At 62.4% G+C, this 14,943-nt stretch carries 13 protein-coding genes and 2 pseudogenes; 4 read left to right on the top strand and 11 right to left on the bottom strand.

Annotation, left to right across the window (positions count from 1 at the left end; translation table 11 throughout):
* Both EFR00_RS02535 and EFR00_RS02540 read right to left on the bottom strand, forming a co-directional pair.
* On the bottom strand, positions 1-738 hold the full coding sequence (locus tag EFR00_RS02535) for an alanyl-tRNA editing protein (RefSeq protein WP_009996397.1): 738 nt from the start codon (positions 736-738) through the stop codon (positions 1-3).
* Between the two features lie 5 nt (positions 739-743).
* Positions 744-1,781 (bottom strand): cysteine synthase A, encoded by a 1,038-nt coding sequence (locus EFR00_RS02540; protein ID WP_009996396.1) that lies wholly within the window; start codon positions 1,779-1,781, stop codon positions 744-746.
* A gap of 223 nt (positions 1,782-2,004) precedes the next feature.
* Here EFR00_RS02540 and EFR00_RS02545 point away from each other — a divergent pair, with 223 nt between their 5' ends.
* Both EFR00_RS02545 and EFR00_RS02550 read left to right on the top strand, forming a co-directional pair.
* Positions 2,005-2,667 carry a ChrR family anti-sigma-E factor gene (locus EFR00_RS02545; RefSeq protein ID WP_245345070.1) on the top strand — a complete coding sequence of 221 codons (663 nt, stop codon included), beginning with the start codon at positions 2,005-2,007 and terminating at the stop codon, positions 2,665-2,667.
* Positions 2,668-2,765: 98 nt separating this feature from the next.
* Complete coding sequence (locus EFR00_RS02550) at positions 2,766-3,599, top strand: SDR family NAD(P)-dependent oxidoreductase (protein ID WP_077993990.1); 834 nt, start codon at positions 2,766-2,768, stop codon at positions 3,597-3,599.
* Here the strand turns inward: EFR00_RS02550 and EFR00_RS02555 are convergent.
* The 3 genes and pseudogenes from EFR00_RS02555 to EFR00_RS02565 form a co-directional block, all read right to left on the bottom strand.
* Positions 3,600-4,240: pseudogene (locus EFR00_RS02555) on the bottom strand (class I SAM-dependent methyltransferase); the annotation flags it as partial.
* Between the two features lies 1 nt (position 4,241).
* A pseudogene (locus EFR00_RS02560) lies at positions 4,242-4,740 on the bottom strand (deoxyribodipyrimidine photo-lyase); the annotation flags it as partial.
* A gap of 126 nt (positions 4,741-4,866) precedes the next feature.
* On the bottom strand, positions 4,867-5,193 hold the full coding sequence (locus EFR00_RS02565) for a hypothetical protein (RefSeq protein WP_010038239.1): 327 nt from the start codon (positions 5,191-5,193) through the stop codon (positions 4,867-4,869).
* 196 nt (positions 5,194-5,389) lie between these two features.
* On the opposite strand from EFR00_RS02565, the gene EFR00_RS02570 reads away from it, so the two are divergent.
* Complete coding sequence (locus tag EFR00_RS02570) at positions 5,390-5,707, top strand: hypothetical protein (protein ID WP_009990197.1); 318 nt, start codon at positions 5,390-5,392, stop codon at positions 5,705-5,707.
* A gap of 116 nt (positions 5,708-5,823) precedes the next feature.
* Positions 5,824-6,501 (top strand): HAD family hydrolase, encoded by a 678-nt coding sequence (locus tag EFR00_RS02575; RefSeq protein ID WP_039623202.1) that lies wholly within the window; start codon positions 5,824-5,826, stop codon positions 6,499-6,501.
* A 27-nt stretch (positions 6,502-6,528) separates the two neighbouring features.
* Here the strand turns inward: EFR00_RS02575 and EFR00_RS02580 are convergent, their stop codons facing one another.
* From EFR00_RS02580 to EFR00_RS02605, 6 genes are all read right to left on the bottom strand, one after another.
* A complete protein-coding gene (locus EFR00_RS02580; RefSeq protein ID WP_077993988.1) occupies positions 6,529-9,186 on the bottom strand; it encodes a nitrate reductase in 2,658 nt (885 codons plus the stop codon).
* Positions 9,186-9,521, bottom strand: coding sequence for a nitrite reductase small subunit NirD (gene nirD, locus EFR00_RS02585; RefSeq protein WP_010048597.1), 336 nt, complete (start codon positions 9,519-9,521; stop codon positions 9,186-9,188). The genes EFR00_RS02580 and nirD overlap by 1 nt, the downstream gene beginning before the upstream one ends.
* Before the next feature lie 4 nt (positions 9,522-9,525).
* Entirely contained in the window at positions 9,526-11,976 is a 2,451-nt protein-coding gene (gene nirB / locus EFR00_RS02590; protein WP_077993986.1) for a nitrite reductase large subunit NirB, read from the bottom strand.
* A gap of 18 nt (positions 11,977-11,994) precedes the next feature.
* Positions 11,995-13,236 (bottom strand): MFS transporter, encoded by a 1,242-nt coding sequence (locus EFR00_RS02595; protein WP_077993984.1) that lies wholly within the window; start codon positions 13,234-13,236, stop codon positions 11,995-11,997.
* 175 nt (positions 13,237-13,411) lie between these two features.
* Positions 13,412-13,594: a hypothetical protein gene (locus EFR00_RS02600; RefSeq protein WP_125864846.1), complete on the bottom strand. Its 183-nt coding sequence runs from the start codon at positions 13,592-13,594 to the stop codon at positions 13,412-13,414.
* A 36-nt stretch (positions 13,595-13,630) separates the two neighbouring features.
* Positions 13,631-14,914 carry a CmpA/NrtA family ABC transporter substrate-binding protein gene (locus tag EFR00_RS02605; RefSeq protein WP_009995378.1) on the bottom strand — a complete coding sequence of 428 codons (1,284 nt, stop codon included), beginning with the start codon at positions 14,912-14,914 and terminating at the stop codon, positions 13,631-13,633.
* Positions 14,915-14,943: the final 29 nt, after the last annotated feature.

The following is a 14,943-nucleotide window of genomic DNA, read 5'->3' on the forward strand; positions in this document are numbered from 1 at the left end:
TCAGGCTTCTTCGCCGGGCGCGCCGAAGCGGATACGGAAGCGCCGGTTCTCCTTGCCCTTCTTTTCAATCTTGGCGATATGGATCTGGCCGACTTCCTGCGTTTCCGAGACATGTGTGCCGCCGCAGGGCTGGCTGTCAATCGAGGAGTTTTCGCCGATGCAGACGAGGCTGACACGACCGAGGCCGATCGGCGGGCGCACATTCTTCGATTTGACAATATCAGGATTGGCCGCAAGCTCGTCGTCGGTGATCCATTGCAGGTAGACCGGATGGTTCTGGCCTACCAGTTCCATCAGCCTCGCCGTGACCTCGTCCTTATCGATCGTCTCGCTCATGTCGAAGTCGATGCGGCTTTCTTCCTCGCCGACAGCGGCCCCGGTGATCGGATAGGAGCAGATGACCGACAGCAGGTGGCAAGCCGTGTGCATGCGCATCAGCCTGTAGCGGCGCGGCCAATCGACATGCAGCACCAGTGTCTCGCCGATCTCAGGCTGCGGCTCATTGTCGAGCGGCACATGGATGATGATATCCTTGCTCGCGCCATGTTTCGTCTGGCCGAGCACGATCTTGCTGCCGTCGGCGCGTTCAAGCTGTCCGGTGTCCCCGGGCTGGCCGCCCGACGCCGCATAGAAGCAGGTCTGGTCGAGTTCGATGCCCCCGTCGTCGTGAACGGCGGTGACGACCGCCTCGCATGTGGAGAGATAGAAGTCGTCACGATAGAGGGCATTGACGGGCATGGGTATCACACGGGTTCGTAGGGAACGTGTATGTCGGAGGACCTAGCCATCCAGCCCGGAACGGGCAGCCCCTTCGACCGCAGAAAATCCGGGTTGAAGAGTTTCGACTGATAGCGGTTGCCGTAGTCGCAGAGGATTGTCACCACCGTGTGACCGGGTCCGAGATCCCGGGCGAGATTGACGGCGCCGGCAATATTGATCGCCGTCGAGCCGCCGAGGCACAGGCCTTCATTTTCGACGAGATTGAAAAGATAGGGAAGGGATTCGGCATCGGAGATCCGATAGGAAAAGTCCGGCGTGAAGCCTTCGAGATTGGCGGTGATGCGGCCCTGGCCGATGCCCTCCGTGATCGATGAACCTTCGGATTTCAGCGTGCCGTTCTGGTAGAATTCATAGAGAGCGGCGCCGTCGGGATCGGCGATGCCGATCTTGACGTCGGCGTTGAAAGCCTTGAGGCCGGCCGCGACACCTGCCAGCGTGCCGCCGGAGCCGACGGAGCAGATAAAGCCGTCGACCTTGCCGTCGGTGTCCTTCCAGATTTCCGGCGCGGTCGTCTCGACATGCGCCTGCCGGTTGGCGACGTTGTCGAACTGGTTCGCCCAGATGGCTCCGTTCGGCTCGCTCTTCGCCATTTGTTCGGCAAGCCGCCCCGACACCTTCACGTAATTGTTCGGGTTCTTGTAGGGAACGGCGGGCACTTCGACGAGTTCGGCGCCGAGCAGTTTCAACGCGTCCTTCTTTTCCTGGCTCTGCGTTTCCGGGATGACGATGACGGTGCGGTAGCCGAGGGCCTTGGCGACCAGCGTCAGGCCGATGCCGGTATTGCCGGCCGTGCCTTCGACGATGACGCCGCCGGGCCGAAGCAGCCCCTTCCGCTCGGCGTCGCGGATGATGAAGAGCGCGGCACGATCCTTGACCGACTGGCCGGGGTTCAGGAACTCCGCCTTGCCGAGAATGGTGCAGCCGGTTGCCGCCGAGGCGCCCTTGAGTTTGATCAGGGGCGTATTGCCGATGGCTTCGAGGACGGAGGGATGGAAGGTCATGGAATCTGCCTCTTTCGAACTCTTACTTTAAGAACGGTCTTTTCCCTTCACAAGGCTGTGTTGGCAAGAAATGCTATTCCATGCCGCTGTCGGCCACGACAAAATTTCGCTTTCCCTGCCCGAAAAGGCCCATCACCCGCCATCCGGCGGTTGCGCGGTGATCCGAAGATTGACTTTACCCGTACGGATGATGACAAAGCGAAGCGGGGCGCAGCAACAGGGCGTGACCAAAACCGACATGGTTCACGAGCAGATCGATACGATCGACACATTGATGGCGCATTACGTCGCCGGTTCCTTGCCCGAGCCGGCGCGGGTGCTCGTTCGATCCCATCTGCAAATGAAGCCGGACAATCGATACCTGGTGAGCAGCCTCGAGCTTTTGGCCGGGGAAGCCCTTGAAAGCACACCGGAAGCCGCCATAGCCGATCGCGACCAGCGGCTTGCGGCGATATTTTCCTCTATGCCTTCTGCTTCGGAATACTATGTTTCCAAAAAGGTGGCCAAAAGGGCGCCGTTTCCCCAGGCTTTGCGCGATCTCCTCGGCTTCGACGCCGAGGATGTGCCCTGGCGCAGGCGCTTGCCCGGCTTCAAGGACTATTCGTTCGACATGGAAGGTTGCGAGGTCAGCCTGATGTGGATCCGGCCGGGCCGTGCCTTACCGGCCCACACCCATAAAGGCCTGGAACTGATCCTGATCCTCGACGGCGCCTTCAACGATGAACGCGGCCGTTTTGGTCCCGGTGACATCTCCATCGCCGACGAGACGGTCGAGCATCGGCCGGTCGCCGAAAAGGCCCGGCCCTGCATCGCCTTTGTCGTTTCCGACGGGCCGGTCAAGCTCACCGGATCCCTTCGTCAGATGATCGGCGACCTGATCGGCTGAAAGCAGCCACAATGGTGTGATAGAGCCGTAAATCCGGGAGGAGATGATAACTTCCGGACCCGTTGTCGTGTTGGTCAGGCAGAGCCGGAGGACATGTCATGCGTGATTTCATCGCCCGTCCCGAACATGGAATTGTCTGGATTTCGGGCGCGAGTTCCGGCATCGGCCGGGCGCTTGCGCTGAAGCTCGCCGGCGAGGGATACAAGGTCGCCGTCACCGCCAAAAGCCATGAGAAACTGGTCGAACTGCAGGCCGAGGCCAGCGGCCTTGACGGCAGCATCGTCGTTCTCGACGGCGACGTCACCGATGCAGAGGACATGGAACATGCCATGGCCTCCATCGAATACGAGCACGGCACGCTCGCCATGGCGATCCTCAATGCCGGCATCTATCTGCCTGTTCATGCCGAGGACCTGCACCGCGCCGATTTCGAAAAGAGCTTCGCCATCAATCTTTCCGGCGTCGTCAACTGTCTCTTGCCGGCGATCCGCCATATGAAGGCGAAAGGGCAGGGGCAGATCGCCATCGTCTCCTCCGTTTCCGGCTATGGCGGCCTGCCGACGGGGGCGGCCTATGGCGCCACCAAGGCGGCGCTGATCAACATGGCCGAAAGCCTGAAGTTCGATCTCGACAAGATGGGCATCCGCATCCAACTCGTCAGCCCGGGCTTCATCGATGCCCCGGCGACAGGCAAGAGCGCCTTGCCGATGCCGGCGCTGGTGTCGCCCGAGGAGGCTGCCCGGCAGATCGCAGCCGGACTGAAATTGCAAGCCTTCGAGATCACGTTCCCCGGGCGCTTCACCACGATGCTGAAGCTTGCGCGTCTGCTTCCCTACGGCGCTTATTTCCCGCTGGTGAACCGCTTGACCGGCTGGCGCGAACGGCCGTCATCGGCAGGTCACCAACCGGCGACACCGCATCCGGCGGAATGATCAGCTGCGCGAGAACACCACCTGGCGCACATCGATATTGCGGGCCCGGAAACCGGCTTCGCAATAGAACAGATAGAATTCCCAGAAGCGCTTGAAGCGCTCGTCGAAACCCATCGGGCGGATGCATTCCCAGACCGACCGGAAGCGCTCGCGCCATTCGGCAAGCGTACGGGGAGCCCGAAGCTGAAGTCCCTGACCAGTGACAGGTCGACCCTGCCGGCGAGATCGGCCAGGTGGTTGCGCGTCGGCAGCATGCCGCCGGGAAAGACGTATTTCTGAATGAAGTCGGGATTGCTGCGATATTGGTCGAAGGCTTCAGGCCGGATGGTTATGATCTGCAGGCCGGCCTTGCCGCCCGGCTTCAGGCATTGCCGGAGCTTGGAGAAATAGGACGGCCAATATTTTTCGCCGACAGCCTCGAACATTTCGATCGAGACGATCCGGTCGTGGAGCCCGGCTTCATCACGGTAATCCTGAAAACGAAATTTGACGCGATCGCCAAGACCTGCCTTTTCGATGCGCGCTTCGGCATAGGCGAGCTGCTCCCGGCTGATCGTCAGCCCGGTGACCTTGCAGTCCAGCTCGCCGGCTGCGAATTCGGCAAAACCGCCCCAACCGCAGCCGATCTCCAGGACGTGATCCTGGTTCGCCGGCACTCTCCAGTGCGCGCCAGAACGGCGTGTAGACCCGGTAGGGGGTGCCCTTGCCGGTCACCAGCCGGCACGGATCGTGCGGCAGCTGGCCGGTGAAACTCCTTGCTTCGATCCCCTGCTTTTCCAGTTCAGCCTTGATGCGAACATCGATCGACATTCCGGACGGGTCGTAGCGCCGGTTCCAGTAAACGGCGTCTGCGCTGCTCTTCCTGATGACGCCACGCAGCACCTCGAGCGCCTCGCCGCTTGCAAGCACCAGCCGTCCCTGCCGCTTGCGCAACGACATATCCAGCGCTTCCAGCGAATGATGCAGCCACCAAGCCTGAGCGGCACCGAGCGGACCTGTGCCCGCGGGCGTCGGCTCGCGGATATAGAGGGGGGATGATCGGTCGCCCGGAACGATGAGCGGCCCCAAGAGCCTGGTTGTCGTCAAGGCGCAAATCCTTGCGAAACCACAGTATGACAGGTTTTGTCTCGCCCGCTGCCAAGAAGCCGTCTCCGCTCGTGTCATTGACGCTGCTACGAATCGACGGAATGGCCGGATCAAATTTTCAGCCGAAGACATGAAAAAGGCCGGCGTGAACCGGCCTTTCTCAAAGTGGGCGATGGCCTGCTCAGTTGTCGTATTCGCGGCAGGCTTCGCTGATCGATGCGCCGCTCTGACCGCCACGGGTGTCGACGCCTGAATTCTGCTGCGGCATGCCGGGGCATTCCATCGTCTGGGGCCGGCCGATGCTCTGTGTCGTGGTCGGATCGACCGGGGCGACCTGCACCGGACGGATGCCATTGTCGCTGTTGGTGTAATCGGACGAATAGTTACCCGAACTCGGATCGGTCGAACCGCCATTGGTCGGCCCGATCGGATCGGGGTTCGACTGGGCAAAGGCCGACGATGCCATGCCGATCGCGAGCAGCGAAGCGGCGATAAGAGATCTGGTCATGAGGATATCCTCCTTTGATTTTCATCTTGGATGACCGTTGGGTAACTGGCCCACGGAGGCATTGTTCCAAAATTTAGGAAAAACCTGCACGCTGGCCTTGCATGGTTACGCATAAACCTTAACCGGCCAAGCCGCTGGATCGCTGCCACTGTCTGCCTTAGGCACACGAAACGCTAATCCGCAGCATGAGGCCGCTATGTTCGTTTCCCCTCGCGAGGCCGCAGATCTCGGTCTGCAGATTGCGCTTTCACTTGCTTTGACGGCAGGTGGAATGGCGATCGCTGCCACGGCCATAGGCGGCGAAAGAGCCGATATTTCCGCGATCGACGTCAGCCGCCCCTCCTTGTGGACCGCCATTCCGACACGCGTCGATCCGACAGGACAGGCCCGTCTCCGGGCGGACGCGCCGGCTGAACTGCGGCTAGCCGCCAGAACTGGCGACCTTTGCCATGACCGGATCGGCCTTCGCCTCTCCTGCGATCTGATAGCGGCTTCGGGCGCCGCCGCCTTTTAGGACAGATTTGCGACATCGTCGCAGTCACGCTCGAAAACTTGCAAAACATGGCGATTTGCCGTTTCATCGCGTCCAGCGACTGCCATCCGACTCTCTTTCCCGAAGGATTCAGCATTTTGTCCCAGCCGATGCCGCGTGGCTTCGAGAAGCCTTATGCCGCCTTCCTGTTCGATATGGACGGTACCATTCTCAATTCGATCCGTGCGGCCGAACGGGTGTGGAGCGATTGGGCCAGGCGTCAAGGGCTCGATGTTGCGGACTTTCTGCCGAAGATGCATGGATCACGCGGCATCGACACGATCGCCCGGCTGAACCTGCCGGGCGTCGATCCCGAACATGAAGCCAAATTGGTGACCGAGGCCGAAATCGCCGATGTCAGCGATGTCGTCGCCATTTCTGGCGCTGCCGCCTTCCTAAGTTCGCTGCCGCCGGATCGCTGGGCGATCGTCACCTCCTCGCCCTTGCGTCTTGCCCGCCGGCGGCTGGAAGCGGCAGGCCTGTCACTGCCGAAATTCATGGTGACGGCGGAGGACGTCAAAGTCGGAAAGCCCGATCCGCAATGTTACATTCTCGGCGCCGAACGTCTCGGCGTCAGCACCCAGGACTGCCTGGTGTTCGAGGATGTCACAGCCGGCATCATCGCCGGCGAGGCCGCGGGCGCCGACGTGATGGTAGTGACGGCAACCCATCACCAGAAGATGGAGACGTCGCATCCGACCCTCGCATCCTACGACGAAATTTCGGTGCGCATCTCGGCCGACCACAAGATGTTGATCGCCCCGAACGTGGCCTGATATCGCCACGTTACAGTTTTTCGCCTTTCACTCCGCGGCCGCGGCAAGACAGCGATCGATGATCCGGCCGATTTCGCCGCGGCAGGAGCCGCAATTGGTCCCGGCGCTGGTTTCCTTGCCGACCGCCTCGACGCTGTGGCATCCGCCGCGCACGGCAGCGGCGATCTGATTGACCCCGACGCTGAAGCAAGAGCAGACGGTGGCGCCCGGATCCGGTCTGCCGGCCCCAGGGCGGCCTGCTACCAGCGCGAAGCGTTTCCGCAGGTCACCATGCGGCACCGAGAGCTGCGAGATTGCCCAGTTGCGCGCCACGGCGACCGGCGCGCGCGCGAGGAACAGCGCGGCGAGCAGCGTCTCGCCGTCGAAGAAGGCGAGCCTGAGGTCGCCGGTTTGCCGGTCGGCGTAACCCAGCGGTTCGATTTCGTCGGGAATGGCAAAAACCGCCCGGCACCAGGCCGTCCAGTCCTCGACGGTTTCGCCGAAGGCAAGCTCCAGCCGCCAGCCGCCGTCGGCTTTCGCCAGCGCCCAATAAGCCGCCTCCGGCGTGGCCGGTTTGACGGCCGAGACCGCGAAGCCGTAATGCGCGGCGCGGAAGGGGCGGACGGCGACGGCGACGTTTTTCGATGCCGGCTGGCCGGAAATCGGATCGGTGATCGGCGCGACCACGGCGTCGATCCGCGCTTTTGCCGCGAACTGGTCGTTCCAGTGCATCGGCGCGAAAATGCTGCCGCGCGCCTGGCGATCGGTCACCAGCGCGCGGACGATCGCCTTGCCGTGCGGGCTGTCGATCTCGGCGAGACCGGCGCTCGATATACCGGTCTCGATCGCATCGCGCGGATGGATCTCGGCAAAGGGTTCGGCGATATGGGCGGAAAGCCGCGCGCTCTTTCCGGTTCGCGTCATCGTATGCCACTGGTCGCGGATGCGTCCGGTATTCAGCGTAAAGGGGAAGTCGGCATTGGTGCGATCGGTTGCCGGCGGTTCCACCGCAACGAAGCGCGCCTTGCCATCGGCATGGTAGAAGCCGCCATCGGCGAAGAAGCGGGTGACGCCAGGCGCGCTCCCTGCCGCCTGCGGCCATTGGAAGGGCGACAGTTCCTCATAGGCGGCGCCTGAGATACCGGCGCGGGAGCCGATGTCGAAGTCGCGGCTGCCGTTGTTTTCGAAGGCGGAAAGGGCCGCGTGTTCGGCGAAGATTTCGGCCGGCGCATCGAAATCAAAGGCAGCGGCAAATCCCATGCGGCGTCCGACCTCCGCAAGCTGCCACCAGTCGGCCTTCGCATCGCCAGGGATGCCGAGAAACGGCCGCTGCCTGGAAATGCGCCGTTCGGAATTGGTGACTGTGCCATCCTTTTCGCCCCAGCCGAGCGAGGGCAGAAGCACATCTGCATGCCGGGTCGTATCCGTCTCTCTCAGAATGTCGGAGACGACGACGAAGGGACAGGCGGCGATCGCGCTTTTGACGCTATCGGCATCCGGCATCGAGACGACGGGGTTGGTGGCCATGATCCAGAGCGCCTTGATGCGCCCGTCGACGACGGCGCGGAACATGTCGACCGCCTTCAGGCCCCCTTTTGCGGCGATGACTGGCGAATCCCAGAAGCGCTGCACGCGGTCGCGGTCGTCAGGATTTTCGATCGCCATATGGGCGGCGAGCATGTTGGCGAGACCGCCGACTTCGCGCCCGCCCATGGCGTTCGGCTGGCCGGTCAGCGAGAACGGGCCCATGCCCGGACGGCCGATGCGGCCGGTCGCCAGATGGCAGTTGAGGATGGCATTGACCTTGTCAGTGCCGGAAGAGGATTGGTTGACGCCCTGGCTGTAGCAGGTGACGACCTTCGACGTTGTCTCGAACAGGCGGAAGAATTCCCGGATCTGCATGGCCGGCAGGCCGGTCCGCTCCAGGAGATCGTTGATATCAAGTGCTGCGGCCGCCGCAAAGGCGCCGGCGAAGCCTTCCGTATGGGAGGCGATATAATTCTGGTCGATCGCTTGGCTTGTGGCGAGATGGGCGAGCAGCCCCATGAACAGCGCGACGTCGCCGTCCGGGCGGATAGCCAGATGCAGGTCGGCGATATCGCATGTCATCGTCCGGCGCGGATCGATGACGACGATCCGCATGTTCGGCCGCGCCGCTTTTGCGGCGGCCAGCCGCTGGTAGATGACGGGATGACACCAGGCGAGGTTGGAGCCCGTGAGCACCACGAGATCCGCAAGTTCGATATCCTCATAGGTCCCTGGCACGGTATCGGCGCCGAAGGCGCGGCGATGCCCGGCCACCGACGAGGACATGCAGAGCCTGGAATTGGTGTCGATATTGGCCGAACCGATGAAGCCCTTCATCAGCTTGTTGGCGACATAATAATCCTCGGTCAGTAACTGGCCGGAGACGTAGAAGGCAACAGAGTCAGGCCCGTGTTCGGCTATCGTTTCGGAAAAACGCCGGGCGACCAAATCGAGCGCCTCGTCCCAATCGCTCCGTTCGCCTGCAATTTCGGGATAAAGCAGCCGGCCGTCGAGATCGATGGTTTCGGCAAGCGCCGAACCCTTCGAGCAGAGCCGGCCGAAATTCGACGGATGCTCGGGATCGCCCTTGACGCTGACGGCGCCGGCCTCGTCCACCGTGGCGATAACGCCGCAGCCGACGCCGCAATAGGGGCAGGTGGTCTTGACCTCAGCCGCCATTATTCAGCCGCCATCATCAGGCTTTCGAGCGCGATGAACAGGGCGCCGTCCTCGTTGCGGACCGGTATGGTCCGCACCGCGCCATCGTCGGCGCCGAGCGCCTTGCCGGTTTCCAGAGAGATCACCCAATTGTGCAGCGGGCAGGTGACGGCCTTTGCATGCACGATGCCCTGGGAGAGCGGACCACCCTTGTGCGGGCAGTGATCCTCGATGGCAAAGACCTCGTTTTCGGCCGTACGGAAGACGGCGATCTTGCCCTGCGGCGTCTTCACGCAGCGCGCGCCGCGCAGCGGGATATCGGAGATGTCACCGATTGCAACCCAATTCATGTCCATCTCCTTACTCGGCAGCCTGCGGATAGCCGATCGTCGCCATCGGCTTGAATTCATGCTTGTCCTTGCCGGAGACGCGCTCCGACCAGGGATCGACTTGGGCGAATTTCTGGCTGAAGACGAAGCGGTCGTAATAGGCCTTGCGCTTTTCGGCATCGTCCATGATCTGGCGGCGAATTTCATCCAGGCCGACGCGCTTGGCCCATTTGTAGATGCGCTCGAGATAGCGGGCCTGCTCGCGGTACATCTGCGTCAATGCCACGATATGCTCCAGCGCCTCGTCCTCGGTCTTCACCAGGCCGAGCACTTCGGTGCCCTTGATATCGAGACCGGCGGCGCCGGCGAAATGGATCTCGAAACCGGAGTCGACGCAGATCACGCCGATATCCTTGCAAGTCGCTTCGGCGCAATTGCGCGGGCAGCCGGAGACGGCCATCTTCAGCTTGGCCGGTGTCCATGAGCCCCACATGAATTTCTCGATGCGGATGCCGAGACCGGTCGAATCCTGCGTGCCGAAGCGGCACCAGTCCGAACCAACGCAGGTCTTCACCGTGCGCAAGCCCTTGGCATAGGCCTGGCCGGAGACGAAACCGGCTTTACCGAGATCGGCCCAGACGGCGGGGAGGTCTTCCTTCTCGATGCCGAGCAAGTCGATGCGCTGGCCGCCCGTCACTTTCACCATCGGGATTTCGAACTTGTCGACGACATCGGCGATGGCGCGCAACTCGTTCGAATTGGTGACGCCGCCCCACATGCGCGGAACGACGGAGTAGGTGCCGTCCTTCTGGATGTTGGCGTGGACGCGCTCATTGATGAAACGCGACTGGTAGTCGTCGGCATATTCGTCCGGCCAGTCGCAGACGAGGTAATAGTTGAGCGCCGGCCGACACTTGGCGCAGCCGCAGGAGGTCTTCCATTCCAATTCCTGCATGACGGCGGGGATGCTCTTCAGACCTTTCGCCTTGATCAGGCGGCGAACATCGTCATGGCCGAGTTCGGTGCAGGTGCACATCGGCTGCACGGCAGCCGGATTGTAGCCGTCGCCGAGCGTCAGCGCCATCAGTTGCTCGACGAGGCCGGTGCAGGAGCCGCACGAGGCGGAGGCCTTTGTATGGGCGCGTACGTCGTCGAGTGACGTCAGCCCTTTGCTCGTGATCGTCGAGGTGATCTTGCCCTTGCATACGCCGTTGCAGCCACAGATTTCCGCGTCATCCGGCAAGGCTGCAACGGCCGCCATAGGGTCCAGCGGCGACCCTCCCTGATAGGCTTGACCGAAGATCAGCGTCTCGCGCATCTCCGAAATATCGGTCGCCTTCTTCTTCAGATCGTTAAACCAGGCGCCGTCGGCGGTTTCGCCGTAAAGCACGGTGCCGATGATCTTGTTGTCCTTCAGCACCAGGCGCTTGTAGATGCCAGCGCTGGCATCGCGCAGTACGATCTCCTCGCGGTCGTCGCCATCGGCGAAATCGCCGAGCGAATAGAGTTCGATGCCGGTGACCTTAAGCTTGGTCGGGGTGTCCGCATGCACGAAAGCAGGCGAACGGTCGCCGGAGAGATGCGCTGCGGCGATGCGGGCCATTTCGTAGAGCGGCGCGACGAGGCCGTAGACCATGCCGCCCACCTCGGCGCATTCGCCGAGCGCGAAAATGTCGCCATCCGAAGTCTGCATGCCGGCATCGACGACGATGCCGCGATTGACCGCAAGGCCGGCGTCCTTCGCCAGGCCGACACTCGGGCGAATGCCGACGGCCATGACGACGAGGGTGGCCGGGATGATGCGGCCGTCGTCGAGTTCGATGCCTTCGACCTTGCCATTGCCGATGATCGCCTTGGTGTTGGCCTTGCAGATGACCTTGATGCCGCGTTCTTCGACCGCCTTCTGCAGCAGATAACCGGCGGCGGGATCGAGCTGGCGCTCCATCAGCGTCGGCATGACGTGCAGGACGGTGACGTCCATGCCGCGCTGGGCAAGGCCGGCCGCCGCTTCGAGGCCAAGCAGGCCGCCGCCGATGACGACCGCCTTTTCGCGCGACTGGGCGGCAAGCAGCATCGCTTGCACGTCGTCGAGATCGCGATAGGTGATGACGCCGGGCAGATCCTTGCCGGGAACCGGGATGATGAAGGGCACGGAACCGGTGGCGATCACCAGCTTGTCGTAGCTTTCGGTGACGCCGTGGTCGGAGGTGACGGTCTTGGCGGCGCGATCGATGTTGACGATCTTGTGGCCCTTGTAGAGCATGATGCCGTGCTTGATGTACCAGCCGTCACCGTGAATGATGATCTGCTCGTAGTCTTTCTCTCCGGAGAGAACCGGCGACAGCATGATGCGGTCGTAATTGACGCGCGGTTCGGCATTGAAGATCGTGACGTCGTAGCGTCCGGGCGCCCGTTCGAAGAGGTGCTCCAGCATGCGCCCCGGCGCCATGCCATTGCCGATGATGACGAGTTTTTCGGTCATACGTTCAAGTCCCTTGGATTAGGTTGCAGGCACGGGCGCGGAGTGCCCTTGGCGCGACAGTTGCTTGACGGACAGGTGCATCCAGATGAGCGAGATCGCGACGATTGCGAAGAGCAGCAGGAAGCAGCTGGACCAGAGGCCCGTCATGTCCTTGAGGAGGCCGAAGGCGATCGGCAGGATGAAACCGCCGAGACCGCCCATCATGCCGACGACGCCGCCGACGGCGCCGACGCTGTCGGGATAGTAGCCCGGAATGTGCTTGTAGACGGCGGCCTTGCCGAGGCTCATGAAGAAGCCCAGCACGAAGATGACGGCGATGAAGATGACGGGTGTGATTGTCGCGACCGGCAGCGACAGGATGAGCGTGGCCACGGCCGACACGGCGAACATTGCGTACATCACGCTGCGTGCGCCCTTCTTATCGGACAGCACGCCGCCGAAGGCCCGGAAGATGCTGCCGGGGATCGAGTAGGCCGCCGCGATCATGCCGGCAGTTTCGAGGTTGAAGCCGTAGACGCCGACCAGATAGCGCGGCAGCCACAGCGACAGGGCGACGAAGCCGCCGAAGGCGAAGAAATAGTAGAGCGAGAAGCGCCAGACCTGGACGTTCTGCAGCGGTGCGAATTCCTGGGCTAGGCTCTTCGAAGCGGCGCCGCGCTCGCGGCGAAGACGGAAGGCCGGATCGTCCGTGGTGGTGAACCAAAAGACGATGGCCATCACCGCCAGACAGACGGCCCAGATTTCCGCAACCGCCTGCCAGCCCCAGGCGAGCAGAACGAAGGGAGCGGCGAATTTGGTCACAGCCGCGCCGACATTGCCGGCGCCGAAGATGCCGAGCGCCGTTCCCTGCTTCTCCGCCGGGAAGAACGGCGAGACATAGGCGACACCGACCGCGAAGGAGCCGCCGGCAAGCCCGACGCCGAGGCCGGCGATCAGCATCTGCGTATAGGTGTGGGCGTAGGAGAGCAGGAAGGTCGCCACTGCGGCGGCAAGCATCGTGAGCGTGTAAACGAGACGGCCACCGTAACGCCCCGTCCAGATACCGAGCACGATGCGCACGAGCGAACCGGTCAGAACCGGAGTGCCGATCAACAATCCGAACTCAGCCTCGTTGAGGTTGAGCTCCTGCTTGATGCGGACGCCGATGATCGCAAAGATCGTCCAGACGGCGAAACAGAGGGTGAAGGCAACCGTGGAGATCCACAATGCTTTGGCTGGTTCGCCGGCGGACATAGGCTTCGCTTTCTCGATGACAGACATGGCTTCTCCGTGGCCCGACAAGGTCGCGCCGATCCATCGCTGGGGGTTAAAAACAAAAAAGCCGCTGGTCAGGCTGCGCTGCACGAGGTGCGCGAAATATCCTGATCAGCGGCTTTGCTGGTGGCGCCCGCCGTTGGACGCCGAATTCATGGTCTTCTGCGAGCGCCTGTTGCGCTCACATACTGCGCTGATCGCCATTGATCTGTGCGCTAATAGTCTTGCAAACTGCGTGCCAGTTTTGTGGTTTTTCTTTAAGTTGTTGGATATAAAGGGAATTTGCCGCCAGCATCCATCTGCTCGTTTTTACGGCTGCCAAAAATCGTGCAAATCTTTTGTGCGTCGCGGTGATGGTGGGCATCGAACTTTGCTGGCGTTTTGTGCAGTCCGGCAAGGATCAGGTCTCATCGCTGTGGGGAGCGAAGGGCAGGGTGCTTTTGACGGCAAAGCTCGCTACATAGCTCGGCAGTTCCGTCGGATCGAAGACGTGGCCGTCCATGAAGCGGTCGCCCTCGTCATTGCCTTCGATACGGATATCGGCGTCGTCAGGTGCGTTGGCGTCGCCGAGAGCGGTGCGATAGAGATCGGGGCGGTAGGCGGAGGCGGCGGCCCGCGCCTTGACGAGGCTGGCCTCGGCCTGCCCCCAGCGCATCATCTGGCTGTAAATCCACAGCGCATGGCTCGGCCGGGGATAATTGGCGAAGCCGGAATGAAACTGGAAATAATCGGCGATGATGCGCCGGTTTCCCCTGCCATCGAGGCTGAATTCGCCGGCGAGAACGCGGCGAATGATGTCGACGGGGGCGGCAATATAGCGCGGATCGGCGAGGGCGGCGGCCAGCGCGTTGTGATTGTCTGGCCGGTCGCACCAGCGGGCAGCCGCGTCGAGCGCTACGATCAGCCGGGAAACGGTCTCCGGATGGCTTTCCGCCCAATCCGGCCGCATGCCGATCACCTTTTCCGGCGCCGACGGCCAGATGTCCTGTTTGGCGGCGACGATGCGGCCGAGACCGCGCTCCGAGGCGACCATGTTCCAGGGAGCGCCGACGCAGAAGCCGTCGATCGCGCCTGCCGCCAGAGCATCCGATGTCAGCGGCGGCGGCACGACGACGAGCTTGACGTCCTTGTCGGGATCGATGCCGCCGGCCGCCAGCCAGTAGCGGAATTCGTAATTGTGCGAGGAGAAGGGATAAGTGACCCCGAAGGTCGGCAGCGGCTCGCCGCGCGCCTTGATCGCGGCGATCGTTTTTGCCAGAGCATGGGCGTTATCCAGCGCGGTTGCTGTTTCCGGCAATCCGGTGTCATCCCGCATCCTGTCGAAGAGCCGCGCCGACAGCGTGATCGCATTGCCGCCCCGGCCAAGGGAAAACGGCGTGATTGTCGGCGAGGGATTGGAGCCGAGGCCGAGCATGGACGCGACCGGCATCGGCGACAGCATATGGGCGATATCGAATTGGCGGAATGCCAGGCGGTCACGGACATTCGCCCAGGAGACGTCCTTGACGAGATGGAGCGTCAGGCCTTCCTTCTGCGCGAAGCCGAATTCCGCTGCCGCGATCAGCACCGATGCATCGACGAGCGGAATGAAGCCAGCCCGCAGCACTTTCGGGCCTTCATTGTTGATCTGCGCGGGCGAGGGCAGCCCGCCGCTGGAACTGGCGGTCTTCGTCATCATGTCCACTCCGGTTTCCTCCGGAAATTTAGGAGGCC

This window comes from Rhizobium sophoriradicis (genome assembly GCF_003939025.1).
Taxonomy (GTDB): Bacteria; Pseudomonadota; Alphaproteobacteria; order Rhizobiales; family Rhizobiaceae; genus Rhizobium; species Rhizobium sophoriradicis.

What these genes read in the sequence shown, in the direction of transcription:
- EFR00_RS02535 (WP_009996397.1), bottom strand. Translation starts at nt 738, where the DNA reads ATGCCCGTCAATGCCCTCTATCGTGACGACTTCTATCTCTCCACATGC.
- EFR00_RS02540 (WP_009996396.1), bottom strand. Translation starts at nt 1,781, where the DNA reads ATGACCTTCCATCCCTCCGTCCTCGAAGCCATCGGCAATACGCCCCTG.
- EFR00_RS02550 (WP_077993990.1), top strand. Translation starts at nt 2,766, where the DNA reads ATGCGTGATTTCATCGCCCGTCCCGAACATGGAATTGTCTGGATTTCG.
- EFR00_RS02565 (WP_010038239.1), bottom strand. Translation starts at nt 5,193, where the DNA reads ATGACCAGATCTCTTATCGCCGCTTCGCTGCTCGCGATCGGCATGGCA.
- EFR00_RS02570 (WP_009990197.1), top strand. Translation starts at nt 5,390, where the DNA reads ATGTTCGTTTCCCCTCGCGAGGCCGCAGATCTCGGTCTGCAGATTGCG.
- EFR00_RS02580 (WP_077993988.1), bottom strand. Translation starts at nt 9,186, where the DNA reads ATGGCGGCTGAGGTCAAGACCACCTGCCCCTATTGCGGCGTCGGCTGC.
- nirD (WP_010048597.1), bottom strand. Translation starts at nt 9,521, where the DNA reads ATGGACATGAATTGGGTTGCAATCGGTGACATCTCCGATATCCCGCTG.
- nirB (WP_077993986.1), bottom strand. Translation starts at nt 11,976, where the DNA reads ATGACCGAAAAACTCGTCATCATCGGCAATGGCATGGCGCCGGGGCGC.
- EFR00_RS02595 (WP_077993984.1), bottom strand. Translation starts at nt 13,236, where the DNA reads ATGTCTGTCATCGAGAAAGCGAAGCCTATGTCCGCCGGCGAACCAGCC.
- EFR00_RS02600 (WP_125864846.1), bottom strand. Translation starts at nt 13,594, where the DNA reads ATGCCCACCATCACCGCGACGCACAAAAGATTTGCACGATTTTTGGCA.